At 56.4% G+C, this 16,092-nt stretch carries 16 protein-coding genes; 7 read left to right on the top strand and 9 right to left on the bottom strand.

Annotation, left to right across the window (positions count from 1 at the left end; genetic code table 11):
* The first annotated feature begins 48 nt into the window (after window positions 1-48).
* Window positions 49-282, top strand: coding sequence for a YgdI/YgdR family lipoprotein (locus tag V6944_RS12365; RefSeq protein WP_035896033.1), 234 nt, complete (start codon window positions 49-51; stop codon window positions 280-282).
* A 53-nt stretch (window positions 283-335) separates the two neighbouring features.
* Here the strand turns inward: V6944_RS12365 and V6944_RS12360 are convergent, their stop codons facing one another.
* Genes V6944_RS12360 through idnO form a run of 3 tightly spaced genes read right to left on the bottom strand, consistent with a single transcriptional unit; the run spans window position 336 to window position 2,110 of the window.
* Window positions 336-803: a YhcH/YjgK/YiaL family protein gene (locus V6944_RS12360; protein ID WP_333499160.1), complete on the bottom strand. Its 468-nt coding sequence runs from the start codon at window positions 801-803 to the stop codon at window positions 336-338.
* A complete protein-coding gene (locus V6944_RS12355) occupies window positions 800-1,330 on the bottom strand; it encodes a gluconokinase (RefSeq protein ID WP_333499159.1) in 531 nt (176 codons plus the stop codon). The genes V6944_RS12360 and V6944_RS12355 overlap by 4 nt, the downstream gene beginning before the upstream one ends.
* Before the next feature lie 15 nt (window positions 1,331-1,345).
* Window positions 1,346-2,110 (bottom strand): gluconate 5-dehydrogenase, encoded by a 765-nt coding sequence (idnO, locus tag V6944_RS12350; RefSeq protein WP_333499158.1) that lies wholly within the window; start codon window positions 2,108-2,110, stop codon window positions 1,346-1,348.
* 253 nt (window positions 2,111-2,363) lie between these two features.
* Here idnO and V6944_RS12345 point away from each other — a divergent pair, with 253 nt between their 5' ends.
* The 6 genes from V6944_RS12345 to folA all read left to right on the top strand — a co-directional run bounded on the left by V6944_RS12345 (window position 2,364) and on the right by folA (window position 9,149).
* Window positions 2,364-3,356, top strand: a complete 993-nt coding sequence (locus tag V6944_RS12345; protein ID WP_333496015.1) for a LacI family DNA-binding transcriptional regulator — start codon at window positions 2,364-2,366, stop codon at window positions 3,354-3,356.
* A 322-nt stretch (window positions 3,357-3,678) separates the two neighbouring features.
* Complete coding sequence (locus V6944_RS12340) at window positions 3,679-4,629, top strand: 2-hydroxyacid dehydrogenase (protein ID WP_333499157.1); 951 nt, start codon at window positions 3,679-3,681, stop codon at window positions 4,627-4,629.
* 57 nt (window positions 4,630-4,686) lie between these two features.
* On the top strand, window positions 4,687-5,997 hold the full coding sequence (locus tag V6944_RS12335; RefSeq protein WP_333499237.1) for an MFS transporter: 1,311 nt from the start codon (window positions 4,687-4,689) through the stop codon (window positions 5,995-5,997).
* A gap of 120 nt (window positions 5,998-6,117) precedes the next feature.
* Window positions 6,118-6,651: a glutathione-regulated potassium-efflux system oxidoreductase KefF gene (gene kefF / locus V6944_RS12330; RefSeq protein WP_333499156.1), complete on the top strand. Its 534-nt coding sequence runs from the start codon at window positions 6,118-6,120 to the stop codon at window positions 6,649-6,651.
* Window positions 6,644-8,512, top strand: a complete 1,869-nt coding sequence (gene kefC / locus V6944_RS12325) for a glutathione-regulated potassium-efflux system protein KefC (RefSeq protein WP_333499155.1) — start codon at window positions 6,644-6,646, stop codon at window positions 8,510-8,512. The genes kefF and kefC overlap by 8 nt, the downstream gene beginning before the upstream one ends.
* 157 nt (window positions 8,513-8,669) lie before the next feature.
* On the top strand, window positions 8,670-9,149 hold the full coding sequence (folA, locus tag V6944_RS12320; protein WP_035896030.1) for a type 3 dihydrofolate reductase: 480 nt from the start codon (window positions 8,670-8,672) through the stop codon (window positions 9,147-9,149).
* Between the two features lie 104 nt (window positions 9,150-9,253).
* Here the strand turns inward: folA and apaH are convergent, their stop codons facing one another.
* Genes apaH through lptD form a run of 6 tightly spaced genes read right to left on the bottom strand, consistent with a single transcriptional unit; the run spans window position 9,254 to window position 15,996 of the window.
* Window positions 9,254-10,102, bottom strand: coding sequence for a bis(5'-nucleosyl)-tetraphosphatase (symmetrical) ApaH (gene apaH, locus V6944_RS12315; RefSeq protein WP_333496012.1), 849 nt, complete (start codon window positions 10,100-10,102; stop codon window positions 9,254-9,256).
* A gap of 3 nt (window positions 10,103-10,105) precedes the next feature.
* Window positions 10,106-10,483, bottom strand: coding sequence for a Co2+/Mg2+ efflux protein ApaG (apaG, locus tag V6944_RS12310; protein WP_123650718.1), 378 nt, complete (start codon window positions 10,481-10,483; stop codon window positions 10,106-10,108).
* A 3-nt stretch (window positions 10,484-10,486) separates the two neighbouring features.
* Window positions 10,487-11,308: a 16S rRNA (adenine(1518)-N(6)/adenine(1519)-N(6))-dimethyltransferase RsmA gene (rsmA, locus tag V6944_RS12305; RefSeq protein WP_035895418.1), complete on the bottom strand. Its 822-nt coding sequence runs from the start codon at window positions 11,306-11,308 to the stop codon at window positions 10,487-10,489.
* A complete protein-coding gene (gene pdxA, locus V6944_RS12300) occupies window positions 11,301-12,293 on the bottom strand; it encodes a 4-hydroxythreonine-4-phosphate dehydrogenase PdxA (RefSeq protein WP_333499154.1) in 993 nt (330 codons plus the stop codon). Before pdxA ends, rsmA begins: the two co-directional genes overlap by 8 nt.
* Window positions 12,293-13,579: a peptidylprolyl isomerase SurA gene (gene surA / locus V6944_RS12295; protein WP_333499153.1), complete on the bottom strand. Its 1,287-nt coding sequence runs from the start codon at window positions 13,577-13,579 to the stop codon at window positions 12,293-12,295. The genes pdxA and surA overlap by 1 nt, the downstream gene beginning before the upstream one ends.
* A 53-nt stretch (window positions 13,580-13,632) precedes the next feature.
* Entirely contained in the window at window positions 13,633-15,996 is a 2,364-nt protein-coding gene (gene lptD / locus V6944_RS12290) for an LPS assembly protein LptD (RefSeq protein WP_333499152.1), read from the bottom strand.
* Between the last annotated feature and the right edge of the window lie 96 nt (window positions 15,997-16,092).

The following is a 16,092-nucleotide window of genomic DNA, read 5'->3' as shown; positions in this document are numbered from 1 at the left end:
ATGGTTAGAGTGATAACGATTTTAGCTGAGAAGCAGGAGGGAAACATGATGCAATATAAGCGACTTACCGTAGCGATTCTGACCGCCGGCGCGCTCTTTACCGTTGCTGGGTGTTCATCCAACCAGGCGTTAAAAACCACCGATGGGAAGACTATCGTCACCGACGGGAAACCGCAGGTCGATGAAGATACAGGCCTGGTGTCGTACAAAAATGCTGAAACCGGCAAAACCGAACAGATCAACCGCGATCAGGTGCGGTCGATGGGTGAGCTCGATAACTAAACGTTATTCGTGGCCCCGCGAATGCAATGCAGTGCGGGGCCAGCGCATAGCGTTTAAATCAGTGCGCTATTGATTTTGACGATGATCTTATGCAGCGGTGCGCCTGCGCCAAGGCTGCTCATCGGGCGGTGAAGCTCGCCGGGGAAGACGATGGCAATCTCTTCCGGGTGCAGGTGAATCAGCGTTTCGCTGCTGATTTGCGTGCAAAAGCCGATATCGTGCGCGTCGTTAAAGGCGCCATCTTCGACAATCTCCAGCCCTTTATTGCCTGCCCCAATAATCTCTTCACCCTTCAGTACGATGTGAATATCAATATATTGACGATGGTACTCCGGGCGCTGCTCGGCAAGCGGTTTGCTTTCTCCTTCCACCACGTTGAAGAACAGGTTATCGCCATCGACGGTATATTTACCCGGCGGCAGGGTATGTGGCTCCTGTTGGATCACGGCGCGTAGCGCCTTGCGGATAGCCTGCGGATAAAAGGTGGTTTTCTCCGCGTTGTACAGCGTGTCGATAATCATGCCGGAACTCCCGATGCGGGTTGATGGGCTAAAAGGGTGAGCGAGCGGGCGACAATGCCCGGTACATCGCCGGAAATATCGACCGGCAGAATGTCCGGCTCGCGGTCGTCTGGGGCTTCCAGCGCAGCAAACTGGCTTCGCAGCAACGCTTCCGGCATAAAGTGGCCTTTGCGTGCCTGCATACGTTTCAAGATGCAGTCGTAGTCGCCGGTTAGCCACAGGAAACGCAGGTGCGGATTACCCGCGCGCAGCTGGTCGCGGTAGCGCTTTTTCAGCGCCGAGCAGACCAGCACGCCGGACTCGTTTTTCTGCCCGAGGCTAAAGATCACATCGCCTATACGTTCCAGCCACGGCTGGCGGTCGCTATCCTCCAGCGGCTGGCTGGCGGCCATTTTGACGATATTGGCCCGTGGGTGAAGGTCATCGCCGTCGATAAACTTCGCCCCCAGCGCCTGGGAAAGCGCCTGCCCGACGGTGGTTTTTCCGGTGCCGGAGACGCCCATTAAAATAATGCATTGTCCTGCCATGGTTTTGCTCCCGACTCAGACGGCAACCAGCATGCCGCCGTCAACAAACAGCAGATGCCCATTTACAAAATCAGAGGCTTTCGACGACAGGAATACCGCCGCGCCAACCAGCTCCTGCGGGTCGCCCCAGCGGGCGGCTGGCGTACGTTTGCATAGCCAGTCGGTGAAGGCTTTATCATCAACCAACGCCTGGGTCATGGCGGTTTTAAAGTAGCCAGGAGCGATACCGTTAACCTGAATGTTATGGCGCGCCAGCTCCACGCACATTCCGCGGGTCAGCATTTTGACCGCGCCTTTGGCGGCGGCGTACGGGGTGATGGTGTCACGCCCCAGTTCGCTCTGCATCGAGCAGATATTGACGATTTTCCCCGCGCCGCGCGTCATCATGCGTTTGGCCACGGCCTGGGACACCAGAAATACCGCGGTCTGGTTCACGGCAATCACATCGTTCCATTCTTTCACTGGAAACTCGGTGAACGGGTGGCGGCGCTGGATACCGGCGTTATTAAACAGCACGTCGATAGCGCCGATACGAGTTTCAATATCGGCAATAGCGTTTTCCACCGACTCCGGGTCGGTGACGTTAAAGACCGCAGTATGGGCGGTGGCAACCTCGTCGCGGAGTTTCATCGCCGCCTGCTCGGCGCGTTCTGCGGAGATATCGTTGATGATGATTTCCGCGCCGTACTGGGCCAGTCCCTGAGCCATCACGTAGCCGATACCTTGTCCGGAACCGGTAATTAAAATGCGTTTGCCTTGCAGGCTGAATAAGTTGTTCATCACAGTGTCCTGTATTGCGAGCCGATGCGCCAAGAAGATGCTCCCTATCTCACGGTTTTTGCCTCGGTGAAACTGTGATGAAGATCACTCTCAACTATGTTACAAAAAGGGGTTACAGCATGTGTGATCCTGAAGAGGAAAACCGGGCGAAAACCGCGCCATACGGGGCTTTGACGATGGGTTATCGCTTTCTCTTTTTTGTAACCTGCTGGCATAATAGGCCACAGGATTTCGGCAATGACGGGCAGGGCTAATGAAAGTACAACGCATCACGTTAGAGGATATCGCCGCGCTGGCGGGGGTAACCAAAATGACCGTCAGCCGCTATTTACGTACCCCCGAGAAGGTTAAGCCGGAAACCGCCGAACGCATTGCCAGCGTGATTGAAGAGGTGGGCTACCAGCCGGATGCCGATAATCCAGCCATAAGCAGTAACGTTGCGCCGCGCATTGGCGTGCTGATCCCCTCTTTTAATAATCAGATTTTCTCCGACGTGCTGGCAGGCATTGAATCGGTCACCACCGCCCACGGCTATCAAACGCTGGTGGTGAACTACGATTACGACAGCCAGCGTGAAGAGGAACAGATTGCTACCGTACTGGCGCTGAACGTCAAGGCGCTGCTGCTAACCGAATCGGTCCATACGCTGCGGGCGGAGAAATACCTGAAAGCCGCAAAAATACCCATTGCCGAGGTGATGGGGCTATCGGATAACGCCGACCGCATCAACGTGGGCTTCGATAATTACCGCGCCGGGTTGGATATGACCAACATGCTGCTGGCCAGCGGCAAAAAACAGATTATCTATTTTGGCTCGATGTCGGATATTCGCGATGAGCAGCGCTATGCGGGCTACTGCCGGGCAATGGAAGAGGCGGGTCTGGCCGTTGGGCGCATAGCGCCAAACAAGGTCTCTTCGGTGTCAATTGGCACCGGAATGATGACCCTTGCCCGCCAGATGTATAAAGAGATGGACGCCATTCTCTGCACCAACGATGACCTGGCGGTCGGGGTGTTACAGGAGTGCATCGCTTCGGGTATCACGGTGCCGCAGGAGATGGCGATTGCTGGGTTCCACGGGCTGGAGATTGGCCAGGTGGTTAGCCCGCGTCTGGCGAGCGTATTGACCCCGCGTTTTGAAATGGGCAAGGTCGCCACCGAGATTTTAATCAAGAAAATAAAAGGGTTACCTACAATCGAGAAGGTGGACCTGCACTATCGTTTATCGATGGGCGAGACCATCTAGCCTTCACCTGCCACGCTGGCCATGTTATTCAATTGTTGCCATCCAGCCCGCATTCCAGCGGGCTTTTGCTTCCACGATCACGTCATCCGTAACACGGAGTTCTAACACGATCTGCCGTGATGCAGATCGCAAAATGACATCGTGAAAACCCGTTTGATAGGCGTAACAAATTTCTCTACACAACATCTTTCAAGTTGCATCAAGGCGGCAAGCGAGTGAATCCCCAGGAGCTTACTAAAGTAAGTGACTGGGGTGAGCGAGCGCAGCCAACGCCGAGGCGGCTTGAAGGATGAAGTGTATAAACGCTTAAACAGGTAACACGATGAATATTGTAAACCCAAACACGGTACTGTTGATTGCTCCGGTCGTAGACGGCCTGATGGATAAACTCTCCACCGCTTTCCTGGTCTATCGTCTGTATGAACAGGCTGACCCTCAGGCTTTCTTACGCGAAGTCGGCCATCAGGTGCAGGCGGTGGTCACCCGTGGTGATATCGGCGTCACCCGCGCCGTGCTGGAACAGCTGCCTAACGCCGGGCTGGTGGCGGTGTTTGGTGTTGGTACTGACGCGGTGGATCTCGACTATACCCGCGCTCATGACATTGCCGTCACCATCACTTCCGGCGTGCTGACCAACGATGTTGCCGACCTGGCGATGGGGCTGCTGCTGGCAGGCGCGCGTCAGCTGTGCCAGGGCGACAAATTTGTTCGCGAAGGCAAATGGCTGAAACAAGGACCGGGACTGGCGACTCAGGTTAGTGGTAAACGCCTCGGTATCTTTGGCATGGGCAACATCGGCCAGGCCATTGCCCGTCGCGCCAGCGGATTTGATATGGAGATCCTCTACACCGACCGTAAAAAGCTTAATCACGTTGACTATCAATGGTGCGCCGACCTGCACACCCTGGCCCACGAAAGCGACTTTCTGGTGATTGCCGCTTCAGGCGGTGCGGCAAACCGCGGGCTGATCGATGCCAGCGTGTTTAACGTGATGCCAAAACACGCGTGGCTGATTAACATCGCGCGCGGCACCCTGGTGGATGAGAAAGCCCTGATTCACGCCCTGCAAAACGGTGTCATTGCCGGTGCAGGGCTGGATGTGTATGAAGAAGAGCCGCACGTGCCTGAGGCGCTGATTGCCATGGATAACGTGGTGCTGCTGCCGCACGTGGCGAGCGCCACCCACGAAACCCGCCAACGGATGAGCGAGGTGGTGTTCAAGAACGTCGACGCCTTTTTCAACGCGATGCCATTACCGAATGCCATTGATTAACCCTCGGTTCTTTTCGCCATGCTGAGCATGGCTTCCCCTCGAGAGAGAGTATGAATGATGAATGAGAAAATACCTGGCACTCGCTGGCTGCGCATCATTGCGCCTGTTCTCATCGCGTGCATTATTTCGTTTATGGACCGGGTTAATATCAGCTTCGCGCTGCCCGGCGGCATGGAATCCGACCTGGGTATTACCAGCCAGATGGCGGGGGTCGCGAGTGGGATATTCTTTATTGGCTATCTCTTTTTGCAAATACCGGGCGGGCGCATTGCGGTTCACGGCAGCGGTAAGCGGTTTATCGCCTGGTCGCTGCTGGCGTGGGCGATTGTCTCGATTGCTACCGGTTTTGTGACCCATGAATACCAGCTGCTGGCGCTGCGTTTTATCCTCGGTGTATCCGAGGGCGGCATGCTGCCGGTGGTGCTGACGATGGTCAGCAACTGGTTCCCGGAAAAAGAGATTGGCCGTGCGAATGCCTTTGTGATGATGTTTGCCCCGCTGGGCGGCATGCTCACCGCGCCGGTCTCCGGGGCGATTATCTCGGCGCTCGACTGGCGTTGGCTGTTTATCATCGAAGGGCTGCTGTCGCTGGTGGTGCTGACCGTATGGTGGCTGATGATTAGCGACCGTCCGGAAGAGGCGCGCTGGCTGCCGGAGCGTGAGCGCGAATATCTGATTACCGCATTAACCGCCGAGCGGGAGGCTCGACGTTCGGAAGCGCCGGTGAGCAACGCGCCGGTGCGGGAAGTGTTTCGCAACTCGGGACTGATGAAGCTGGTACTGCTCAACTTCTTCTACCAGACCGGGGATTACGGTTACACGCTGTGGCTGCCGACGATCCTCAAGAACCTGACCGGCGCCAATATGGCGAGCGTGGGCGTGCTGGCTATCCTGCCGTTTATCGCTACGCTTGCCGGGATCTACATTATCTCCCTGTTCAGCGACCGCAGCGGGAAGCGGCGTTTGTGGGTTCGCTTCTCGCTCTACGGTTTTGCCGCCGCGCTGCTGGCTTCGGTGGTGCTGCGCGACCATGTGGTGGCGGCTTATATCGCGCTGGTGGTGTGTGGCTTCTTCCTGAAAGCGGCGACCAGCCCGTTCTGGTCAATCCCCGGGCGTATTGCCATGCCGGAAGTGGCGGGCAGCGCGCGTGGCGTAATCAACGGCCTGGGTAACCTGGGTGGCTTCTGCGGGCCGTATCTGGTCGGGGTGATGATCTACTTCTATGGCCAGAACGTGGCGGTGTGCGCGCTGGCGGGCTCGTTGATTATCGCCGGGAGCATCACCTTCTTCCTGCCAAAACGGTGCGACCTAACCGCATCATCTGACGAACCACCGGTGGCGGATAAACCGGCCAACCAACCTTCCTGACCCTGCCGGGGCGTGGTTCACACGCCCCCCAATTCCTGCTGTTGTGTGAACTGATCCTGTAAGTGTCATCATTAACTGTCTAAACTCAGGAATAAAATAATGAAGTAAGACAGGCGAATTATGATTCTTATTATTTATGCGCATCCTTATCCGCATCACTCGCATGCGAATAAGCGGATGCTTGAGCAGGTAAGGACGCTCGACGGCGTTGAAATCCGTTCTCTCTATCACCTCTATCCCGATTTTAATATCGACGTCGCCGCCGAACAGGAGGCGCTCTCCCGCGCCGATCTGGTCATTCTGCAGCACCCGATGCAGTGGTACAGCACGCCGCCGCTGCTGAAGCTGTGGTTGGACAAAGTGCTGGCGCACGGTTGGGCCTACGGCCACGGCGGCACGGCGCTGCACGGCAAAAGCGTGATGTGGGCGGTCACCACCGGCGGCGGCGAAAGCCACTTCGATATTGGATCACATCCAGGCTTTGACGTGCTGGGACAGCCGCTGGAGGCCACCGCGGTGTACTGTAGCATGAAATGGCTGCCGCCGTTTGCCGTCCACTGCACGTTTATCTGCGACGAAGAGACGCTGCAGGCGCAGGCGCGACACTACAAACAACGGTTACTGGCCTGGCAGGAGGAGCACAATAATGGATAGTCATACGCTAATACAGGCGCTGATTTATCTCGGTTCGGCGGCGCTGATTGTGCCCATCGCCGTCCGTCTGGGGCTGGGTTCGGTGCTCGGCTACCTGATTGCGGGCTGTATTATCGGCCCCTGGGGGCTGCGGCTGGTGACCGACGCCGAGTCTATTCTGCACTTCGCCGAAATCGGCGTGGTGCTGATGCTGTTCGTGATTGGCCTTGAACTGGATCCGCAGCGTCTCTGGAAACTTCGCGCCTCGGTGTTTGGCGGCGGGCTGTTGCAGATGGTGCTATGCGGCGCGTTAATCGGCGTCTTCTGTATCTTCCTTGGTCTTCGCTGGCAGGTGGCGGAGCTTATCGGCATGACGCTGGCGCTGTCGTCTACCGCGATTGCCATGCAGGCGATGAATGAACGCAACCTGGCGGTGACGCAGGTGGGGCGTAGCGCCTTTGCGGTGCTGCTGTTCCAGGATATTGCAGCCATTCCGCTGGTGGCGATGATCCCACTGCTGGCGAGCAGCGGCGGTTCCACCACGCTCGGCGCCTTTGCGTTCTCGGCGCTGAAGGTGGCCGGGGCGCTGGCGCTGGTGGTGATGCTGGGGCGCTATGTTACGCGACCGCTGTTACGCTTCGTGGCGCGCTCCGGTCTGCGTGAAGTATTCAGCGCCGTGGCCCTGTTCCTGGCCTTTGGCTTTGGCTTACTGCTGGAAGAGGTCGGGCTGTCGATGGCGATGGGCGCGTTCCTTGCTGGGGTGCTGCTGGCAAGCTCGGAATACCGTCACGCGCTGGAGAGCGATATCGAGCCGTTTAAAGGGCTGCTGTTGGGGCTGTTCTTTATCGGCGTCGGGATGTCCATCGACTTTGGTACGCTGATTCATAACCCGCTGCGCATTATTACGCTGCTGGTCGGCTTCCTGGTGATTAAGTCCGTTCTGCTGTGGCTGATTGCCAAACCGCTTCAGGTGCCGCGCTCGCAGCGCCTGTGGTTCGCGGCGCTGCTGGGGCAGGGGAGTGAGTTTGCCTTCGTGGTGTTTGGTGCCGCGCAGATGGCCAACGTGCTGGATCCTGAGTGGGCGAAGGCGCTGACGCTGGCGGTGGCCCTGTCGATGGCGGCGACGCCGATTCTGCTGGTGCTGCTAACCCGTCTGGAGAAACGCAACAGCGCGGGCGATGCGCGCGAAGCGGATGAAATCGATGAAGAGCAGCCGCGGGTGATTATCGCAGGCTTTGGGCGTTTCGGTCAGATTACCGGTCGCTTACTGCTGTCGAGCGGGGTGAAAATGGTGGTGCTTGACCACGACCCGGATCACGTCGATACGCTGCGTAAGTTCGATATGAAAGTGTTCTACGGTGATGCCACCCGAGCCGATCTGCTGGAGTCCGCCGGCGCGGCGAAGGCCGAGGTGCTGATTAACGCCATCGACGATCCGCAGGCGAGCCTTGAGCTAACCGAGGTGGCAAAAGAGCATTTCCCGAATCTGACGATTATTGCACGCGCCCGCGACGTTGAGCACTACATCAAGCTGCGTCAGGCCGGGGTAGACGCACCGGAGCGTGAAACCTTCGAAGGGGCGCTGAAGTCGGGCCGTCAGGCGCTGGAGTCATTGGGGCTTGGGGCCTATGAGGCGCGCGAACGTGCCGACCTGTTCCGTCGCTTTAACATTCAGTTGATGGAAGAGATGGTCGAGATGGCGGAAAACGATGACACTTCACGGGCAGCGGCATTTAAACGCACCAGCGCCATGTTGACCGAGATTATCAACGAAGATCGCAACCATTTGTCGGTGATTCAGCGCCACGGCTGGCAGGGAACGGAAGAGGGAAAACATAGCGGTAACCCAGAAGACGAGCCGGAAGTAAAGCCGGTGCTCTGATGCCGTATTAGGTGTAATGCTGGCTGTCCACTTAACCTACCGTGGACTTGCCAGCAAAACGAAAAATTTTCTTCTTCTTTACCTGGCTGCCAGTCGACGAAAGATTAAGCTTTCCGTATAGTGGCGACAATTTTTTTTCGTATCTGGGACACACTCAATGATCAGTCTGATTGCTGCGCTAGCGGTAGATCGCGTTATCGGTATGGAAAACGCCATGCCCTGGGACCTGCCAGCCGATCTGGCCTGGTTTAAACGTAACACCTTGAACAAACCGGTGGTGATGGGCCGCCTGACCTGGGAGTCCATTGGCCGCCCGTTGCCGGGCCGTAAGAATATCGTCATCAGCAGCCAGCCGGGCACTGATGACCGCGTACAGTGGGTGAAATCGGTCGATGAAGCGATCGCTGCCTGCGGCGACGTGGAAGAGATTATGGTGATTGGCGGTGGTCGCGTATACGAGCAGTTCCTGCCGAAAGCGCAGAAGCTTTATCTGACGCATATTGATGCCGAAGTGGAAGGCGACACCCATTTCCCGGATTATGACCCAGACCAGTGGGAGTCGGTGTTCAGCGAGTTCCATGATGCGGATGAGCAGAACTCTCATAGCTACTGCTTTGAGGTGCTTGAGCGTCGTTAAGACCGAGCCGTTCCCGGCGGCGCTTCGCTTGGCCGGGCTACCAAAGCAAAAAAACGCCGGGTGAGAACCCGGCGTTTTTATTTTTTCGATGGAGATGCACCAATCTACGACGCCACCGCCTCGCTCTCGCCAGGCGCCAGTTTACGGTTCGATGGCTGCACAAAGTACTTTTTATCTTCCCAGCGCAGGCAGGTTAAATCTCCGCCCCAGCAGCAGCCGGTATCCAGCGCGTAAATCCCTTCCGGTGTACCTTTACCTTCCAGCGATGCCCAGTGACCAAAGGCTACGCTGTACTCATCGGTAATCGGCCCTGGCAGCATAAACCACGGCTTCAGCGGCGCAGGCACGTTCTCCGGCGACTCTTTGCTGTACATATCCAGCTGGCCGTTCGGGAAGCAGTAGCGCATGCGGGTAAAGGCATTGGTGATAAAGCGCAGGCGCGCCAGACCGGAAAGATCCAGCGACCAGTTGTTGGGCATATCGCCGTACATGGCATCGAGGAAGAACGGATAGGAGTCGCTTGAGAGCACGGCTTCAACGTCGCGCGCGCACTGTTTAGCGGTTTCCATATCCCACTGCGGTGTAATACCCGCGTGCGCCATCACCAGCTTTTTCTCTTCATCGACCTGCATCAACGGCTGACGACGCAGCCAGTTCAGCAGCTCGTCGGCATCCGGCGCTTCCAGCAGCGGGTTCAGGCGATCCTTCGGCTTGTTGCGACTGATGCCAGCAAACACGGCCAGCAAGTGCAGATCATGATTACCGAGCACGACTTTTACGCAGTCGCCCAGCGATTTTACGTAGCGCAGCACTTCCAGCGAACCGGGGCCACGGGCAACCAGGTCGCCCGTCAGCCACAGGGTATCGACGTCCGGGGTGAACGCCACCTGCTCGAGCAGAGCAATTAACTCGTCAAAGCAACCGTGAACGTCGCCAATAAGGTATGTAGCCATGTTTTAATGAATCAGCGTGGGAACAAAGAGACGGAAAACGGGAATGTCGATGGAGAACGGCACGCCGTCTACATCGACCATATCGTAGTGACCCTGCATGGTGCCGAGCGGAGTTTCCAGCACGGCGCCGCTGGTATATTGATATTCTTCACCGGGCTCGATGTGCGGCTGTACGCCGACAACACCTTCGCCCTGAACTTCAGTTTCACGGCCGTGGCCGTTAGTAATCAGCCAGTAACGGCCGAGAAGCTGCACCGCGCTTCGCCCGAGGTTGCGAATGGTCACCGTATAAGCAAAAACGTAACGCTCTTCTTCCGGCTGGGAGTGCGTCTCAATGTAGACGCTCTGTACCTGGACGCAAACTCGCGGCGAATCGATCATGGTTTAGCTCTCCTTCGAGGGCGCATTCTCTGACAGATAGTTGGCCATCCGGCAGTACTGCGCAACAGAGATATTTTCCGCGCGCATGGCCGGGTCTACACCCAGTTCCGTCAACAGCTCAACGCTGAACAGATTGCCCAGGCTGTTGCGGATAGTTTTACGACGCTGATTAAAGGCTTCGGTCGTAATACGGCTCAGAACGCGGACATCTTTTACCGGGTATGGTTTAGTGCTATGCGGCACCAGACGAACGACGGCGGAATCCACTTTTGGCGGTGGAGTGAACGCGGTTGGCGGCACTTCAAGTACCGGGATCACGTTACAGTAGTATTGCGCCATGACGGTCAGACGACCATAGGCTTTACTATTTGGACCAGCAACCAGACGGTTAACCACCTCTTTTTGCAGCATGAAGTGCATGTCTGCAATAGCGTTAGTATAGCTAAACAGGTGGAACATCAGCGGCGTGGAGATGTTGTACGGCAGGTTACCGAACACGCGCAGCGGCTGACCGAGCTTCTCAGACAGCTCGCCAAAGTTCATGGTCATGGCATCCTGCTGATAAATGGTCAGCTTCGGCCCCAGGAACGGGTGCGTTTGCAGACGCGCGGCTAAGTCGCGGTCCAGTTCGATAACGGTCATTTCGTCAAGACGTTCGCCAACCGGCTCGGTCAGCGCGGCAAGACCCGGGCCGATTTCAACCATGGCCTGGCCTTTTTGCGGGTTAATGGCCGCAACAATACTGTCGATCACGAATTGATCGTTGAGAAAGTTTTGCCCGAAGCGTTTACGGGCTAAGTGGCCCTGATGGACTCGATTATTCATTAGAGTTAACAATCATTTTGATGGCGAGGTTAAGCGCCGTAATAAAACTGCCGACATCCGCTTTCCCCTGGCCTGCCAGTTCAAGGGCGGTACCATGGTCAACGGAGGTGCGAATAAAGGGTAGACCGAGCGTAATGTTCACGCCGCGACCAAATCCCTGGTATTTTAGCACGGGTAGGCCCTGATCGTGGTACATTGCGAGCACGGCATCGGCATGGTCCAGATACTTTGGTTGGAAAAGGGTATCGGCAGGCAGCGGCCCACTTAGATTCATCCCCTTTGCCCGCATCTCTTCCAGCACCGGAATAATGGTGTCTATCTCTTCCGTACCCATATGCCCACCTTCGCCCGCGTGTGGGTTCAGGCCGCAGACCAGCACGTGCGGTTCGGCAAGACCAAACTTGTTCTGCAGGTCGTCGTGCAGGATGGTGATAACCTCCCGCAGCAGGTCCGGCGTGATGGCATCGCTCACCGCTTTCAGCGGCAGGTGGGTCGTTGCCAGCGCCACGCGCAGCTCCTCGGTTGCCAGCATCATCACCACTTTCGGTGCGCCAGCGCGCGCTTCGAAGAACTCGGTGTGCCCGGTAAAGGCGACGCCAGCATCGTTAATAATGCCTTTATGCACCGGCCCGGTGACCAGCGCGGCAAACTCACCGCTCAGGCAACCGTCGCAGGCGCGTGCCAGCGTCTCAACGACGTAACCCCCGTTCTCTACGTTCAGCGTTCCCGGAATCACCTCGGCATGCAGTGCGACAGGCAGCAGCGTGAGCGTGCCGGCGCGCTGCGGCGCAGCGGGTTTTTCGGGAGAATAGGGCAAAAGCGTGAGGGGGAGGCCGAGCAGCGTTGCCCGCTCGGTGAGCAGGCGGCCATCAGCGCAAACGACCAGTTCAAGCGGCCAGTCGCGCTGGGCCAGTTGGATAACGAGATCCGGACCAATCCCGGCGGGTTCGCCGGGAGTGATAACGACACGAGCGTGTTGCGTCATTAGTTGCTCAGAATTTTAACGTAGGCGCTGGCGCGCTGTTCCTGCATCCAGGTCGCTGCTTCTTCAGAGAACTTACGGTTCATCAGCATGCGGTAAGCACGATCTTTCTGCGCCGCGTCGGTACGGTCAACGTTACGCGTATCGAGTAACTGAATCAGGTGCCAGCCGAAGGAAGAGTGAACCGGGCCGCTCATCTGGCCTTTGTTCAGCTTCATCAGCGCATCGCGGAATGATGGATCGTAGATATCCGGCGTTGCCCAACCTAAATCACCGCCCTGGTTAGCAGAGCCTGGATCCTGAGACAGCTCTTTAGCGGCTTTCTCAAAGGTGGTTTTGCCGCTGCGGATATCCGCGGCAACCTGCTCCAGCTTCGCACGAGCCTGGTCGTCGGTCATAATTGGCGACGGCTTCAGCAGGATGTGGCGAGCATGGGTTTCGGTGACAGAAATATTCTGCGTCTGGCCGCGCATATCGTTGATTTTCAGAATGTGGAAGCCCACACCGGAACGAATGGGACCGACGACGTCGCCTTTTTTCGCCGTGCTCAGTGCCTGCGCGAAGATAGCCGGCAGCTCCTGTATACGACCCCAGCCCATCTGGCCGCCTTTCAGTGCCTGTTGGTCTGCTGAGTAGGTGATCGCCAGTTTGCCGAAATCGGCACCGTTGCGAGCTTGCTCAACGATAGATTCCGCCTGACTCTGCGCTTCGTTGACCTGATCGGAGGTTGGGTTTTCCGGCAGCGGAACCAGGATGTGGCTGAGGTTCAGCTCGGTGCTGGCATCGTTCTGGTTACCAATCTGGCTTGCCAGCGCGTCCACTTCCTGCGGCAGCACGGTGATGCGGCGACGCACTTCGTTGTTACGCACTTCGGAGATCAGCATCTCTTTGCGGATCTGGTTACGGTAGGTGTTGTAGTTCATCCCATCGTAGGCCAGACGGCTGCGCATCTGATCCATCGTCATGTTGTTCTGCTTCGCGATGTTGGCGATCGCCTGATCGAGCTGCTCGTCAGAGATCTTCACGCCCATTTTCTGCCCCATCTGCAGGATAATCTGATCCATGATCAGACGTTCCAGGATCTGGTGGCGAAGGGTCGCATCGTCCGGCAGCTGTTGACCCGCCTGGCCGGAGTTCATCTTGACGGACTGCATCAGACCATCAACATCACTTTCAAGGACGACGCCGTTGTTCACGACGGCTGCTACTTTATCGACAACCTGCGGAGCAGCGAAGCTGGTATTCGCCACTAAGGCGATACCGAGAAGCAGCGTTTTCCAGTTCTTCATACTTTTTCCATTTCAATTAACCGCAATGCGGATGATGTGTCTAACCAGTGACATTACAGTGAGCTCTGGTACGGCATGATGTTGGAACGCAGCATCTGCTGGGTACCCAGACCGTAGTTAGAGCTCAGACCACGCAGCTCAATGCTGAAGCCGATGGAGTTGTCATATTTGGACTGCCCGCCAGTCGTGCTGTTGTAGTCCCAGCCGTTGAGCTTACGCTCGTAGCCTACGCGGATAGCGTAGCAGCAGGAGTTATACTGCACGCCAAGCATCTGGTCGGCAGCGCTATGGGTGTTGGTGTCGAAGTAATAAGCACCCACAACGGACCAACGGTCAACGATTGGCCAGCTTGCCGTTGCGCCAACCTGTGAAATCCCGTTTTTATACTGTTCTGCCGTGGAGTAGCTAGGCAGCGTTGCCTGAATATATTCCGGGCTGGCGTAACGATAAGTCAACTGAACTAAACGCTCTTCGTCCCGACGCCATTCAATGGCTGAACTGCTGGTGGAGATGTTGTTCAGACGCGTATCGTACTGAATACCGCCGCGTAAGCCCCACTGGTCGCTGATGCGCCAATAGGTATCACCTGCCCAAACCAGCGACCCCGTTTTGTCATCTTTCTCCCAGTTAATGTTGTCATCACCGGTACGAGATTCGGTGAAATAGTAGATTTGACCAACAGAAACGTTAAAACGTTCAACGGCAGCGTCATCATAAATACGGGATGTGACGCCGGTCGTTAACTGGTTTGCGGAGGCGATGCGGTCAAGGCCGCTGTAGCTACGGTCGCGGAACAGGCCCGAGTAGTCGGACTGCAGGAACGTGGAGTCGTAGTTATTGATTTTACTCTGATCGCGGTATGGCACGTACAGATACTGCATGCGCGGTTCCAGCGTCTGGGTATAGCCAGGACTCAACGTCACATCGCGCTCAAACACCATCTTACCGTCAACTTTCAGCTGCGGCATGGTACGGCTGACCGAGCTGGCCAGCTTGTTAACGTTGCTCGAGTTGTCGTTGTAGTTGTCGATATTGCTCTGGTTGTAGTGCGTCGCCAGCAGCTTCGCTTCGGTATTGAGACTACCCCAACGGTTGCCCAGCGGCAGGCTGATGGTTGGCTCCAGGTGAACACGCGTCGCTTCTGGCATGCTGCTGTTGGTGTTGGTGAACTTCACCGCCTGCGCATAGAGGTGGGTATCAAATGGACCTACGTCGTTCTGGTAGGCGTTGATATCCAACTGCGGCTCAGCCGAATAGGAGTTGCTGTTGCTGCGATCGAAGACCTGGAACTGTTTCGTTGACACGGTGGCATCGAAGTTTTGTACCGCATAGCCTACGCTCAGCTTTTGCGTGGCGTAGCCGTCGGTACTCGAACCGTATTTCGAGTCAAAGTCGTTGAAGTAGTCCGGATCGCTGACTTTGGTATAGTCGACGTTGAATCGCCATACCTGATCCATCACTCCGGCATGACGCCAGTAGAATAGCCAGCGGCGGCTATTATCATCGTTAGGATGCTCACTGGAGTAGACGCTGTCTGAAGGCAGGTAGTCGAGCTCAAACAGGCCCTGACCGGCCTTGGTCAGATAGCGGAATTCGTTTTCCCACATGACACCACTACGCTTGTCCATATAGTGCGGCGTAATCGTGGCGTCCATGTTTGGCGCGATGTTCCAGTAATACGGTAACGAGAACTCAAAGTGGTTCGTACTGCCGTATTTAGCGTTCGGTATCAGGAAGCCGGAGCGACGTTTGTCACCAACAGGAAGCTGCAGATACGGGCTATAGAAGACCGGAACCGGGCCAAGCTTGAAGCGGGCGTTCCAGATTTCCGCAACCTGCTCTTCGCGGTCGTGGATCACTTCGCTACCCACCACGCTCCAGGTGTTTGAACCAGGGAGACAGGAGGTAAAGGTACCGTTTTCCAGAATGGTATAGCGGTTTTCGCCGCGCTGTTTCATGACATCTGCGGTACCACGGCCCTGACGGCCGACCATCTGGTAGTCACCTTTCCAGACGTTAGTATCTTTGGTATTCAGGTTTGACCAGGCTTTCGGCCCTTTAAGAATAACCTGATTATCATCGTAGTGAACGTTGCCGAGTGCATCGACGGTACGAACCGGTGTAGGCTGCCCATCAGGCTGCTTTTGATGAAGCTGAACTTCATCGGCCTGCAAACGGCTATTTCCCTGATTTATATCGACGTTGCCGGTAAAGACGGCGTTATCTGGGTAGTTACCGTTCGCGTGATCGGCGGTGATGGTCACCGGCTGGTCGTTAGGTTTACCACTCACTAACGGGCGATCGTAACTGGGTACGCCAAGCATACATTGAGATGCGAGATCTGCAGCCATTCCCTGCTGGCTGTACAAGGCGCTGGCGATCATAGTCGCGAGGAGAGTGGGAATACGTTTTTTCATACGTTGTATTTGTTGTTCCGTCATCTATAGCATTGCGGCTTGCAAACGGTCAGAGACTAACGTACTCATCGTGATGACGCTAGTTTTGTTTATCCT

The sequence above is a fragment of the Kluyvera sp. CHPC 1.2972 genome (assembly GCF_036759925.1).
In the GTDB taxonomy this organism is placed as follows: Bacteria; Pseudomonadota; Gammaproteobacteria; order Enterobacterales; family Enterobacteriaceae; genus Kluyvera.
This window is presented reverse-complemented; position numbering and strand designations above follow the sequence as displayed.

Excerpts from the sequence above, each read along its gene's own strand:
- V6944_RS12365 (WP_035896033.1), top strand. The coding sequence starts at position 49 with ATGCAATATAAGCGACTTACCGTAGCGATTCTGACCGCCGGCGCGCTC.
- V6944_RS12360 (WP_333499160.1), bottom strand. The coding sequence starts at position 803 with ATGATTATCGACACGCTGTACAACGCGGAGAAAACCACCTTTTATCCG.
- V6944_RS12355 (WP_333499159.1), bottom strand. The coding sequence starts at position 1,330 with ATGGCAGGACAATGCATTATTTTAATGGGCGTCTCCGGCACCGGAAAA.
- idnO (WP_333499158.1), bottom strand. The coding sequence starts at position 2,110 with ATGAACAACTTATTCAGCCTGCAAGGCAAACGCATTTTAATTACCGGT.
- V6944_RS12345 (WP_333496015.1), top strand. The coding sequence starts at position 2,364 with ATGAAAGTACAACGCATCACGTTAGAGGATATCGCCGCGCTGGCGGGG.
- V6944_RS12340 (WP_333499157.1), top strand. The coding sequence starts at position 3,679 with ATGAATATTGTAAACCCAAACACGGTACTGTTGATTGCTCCGGTCGTA.
- V6944_RS12335 (WP_333499237.1), top strand. The coding sequence starts at position 4,687 with ATGAATGAGAAAATACCTGGCACTCGCTGGCTGCGCATCATTGCGCCT.
- kefF (WP_333499156.1), top strand. The coding sequence starts at position 6,118 with ATGATTCTTATTATTTATGCGCATCCTTATCCGCATCACTCGCATGCG.
- kefC (WP_333499155.1), top strand. The coding sequence starts at position 6,644 with ATGGATAGTCATACGCTAATACAGGCGCTGATTTATCTCGGTTCGGCG.
- folA (WP_035896030.1), top strand. The coding sequence starts at position 8,670 with ATGATCAGTCTGATTGCTGCGCTAGCGGTAGATCGCGTTATCGGTATG.
- apaH (WP_333496012.1), bottom strand. The coding sequence starts at position 10,102 with ATGGCTACATACCTTATTGGCGACGTTCACGGTTGCTTTGACGAGTTA.
- apaG (WP_123650718.1), bottom strand. The coding sequence starts at position 10,483 with ATGATCGATTCGCCGCGAGTTTGCGTCCAGGTACAGAGCGTCTACATT.
- rsmA (WP_035895418.1), bottom strand. The coding sequence starts at position 11,308 with ATGAATAATCGAGTCCATCAGGGCCACTTAGCCCGTAAACGCTTCGGG.
- pdxA (WP_333499154.1), bottom strand. The coding sequence starts at position 12,293 with ATGACGCAACACGCTCGTGTCGTTATCACTCCCGGCGAACCCGCCGGG.
- surA (WP_333499153.1), bottom strand. The coding sequence starts at position 13,579 with ATGAAGAACTGGAAAACGCTGCTTCTCGGTATCGCCTTAGTGGCGAAT.
- lptD (WP_333499152.1), bottom strand. The coding sequence starts at position 15,996 with ATGAAAAAACGTATTCCCACTCTCCTCGCGACTATGATCGCCAGCGCC.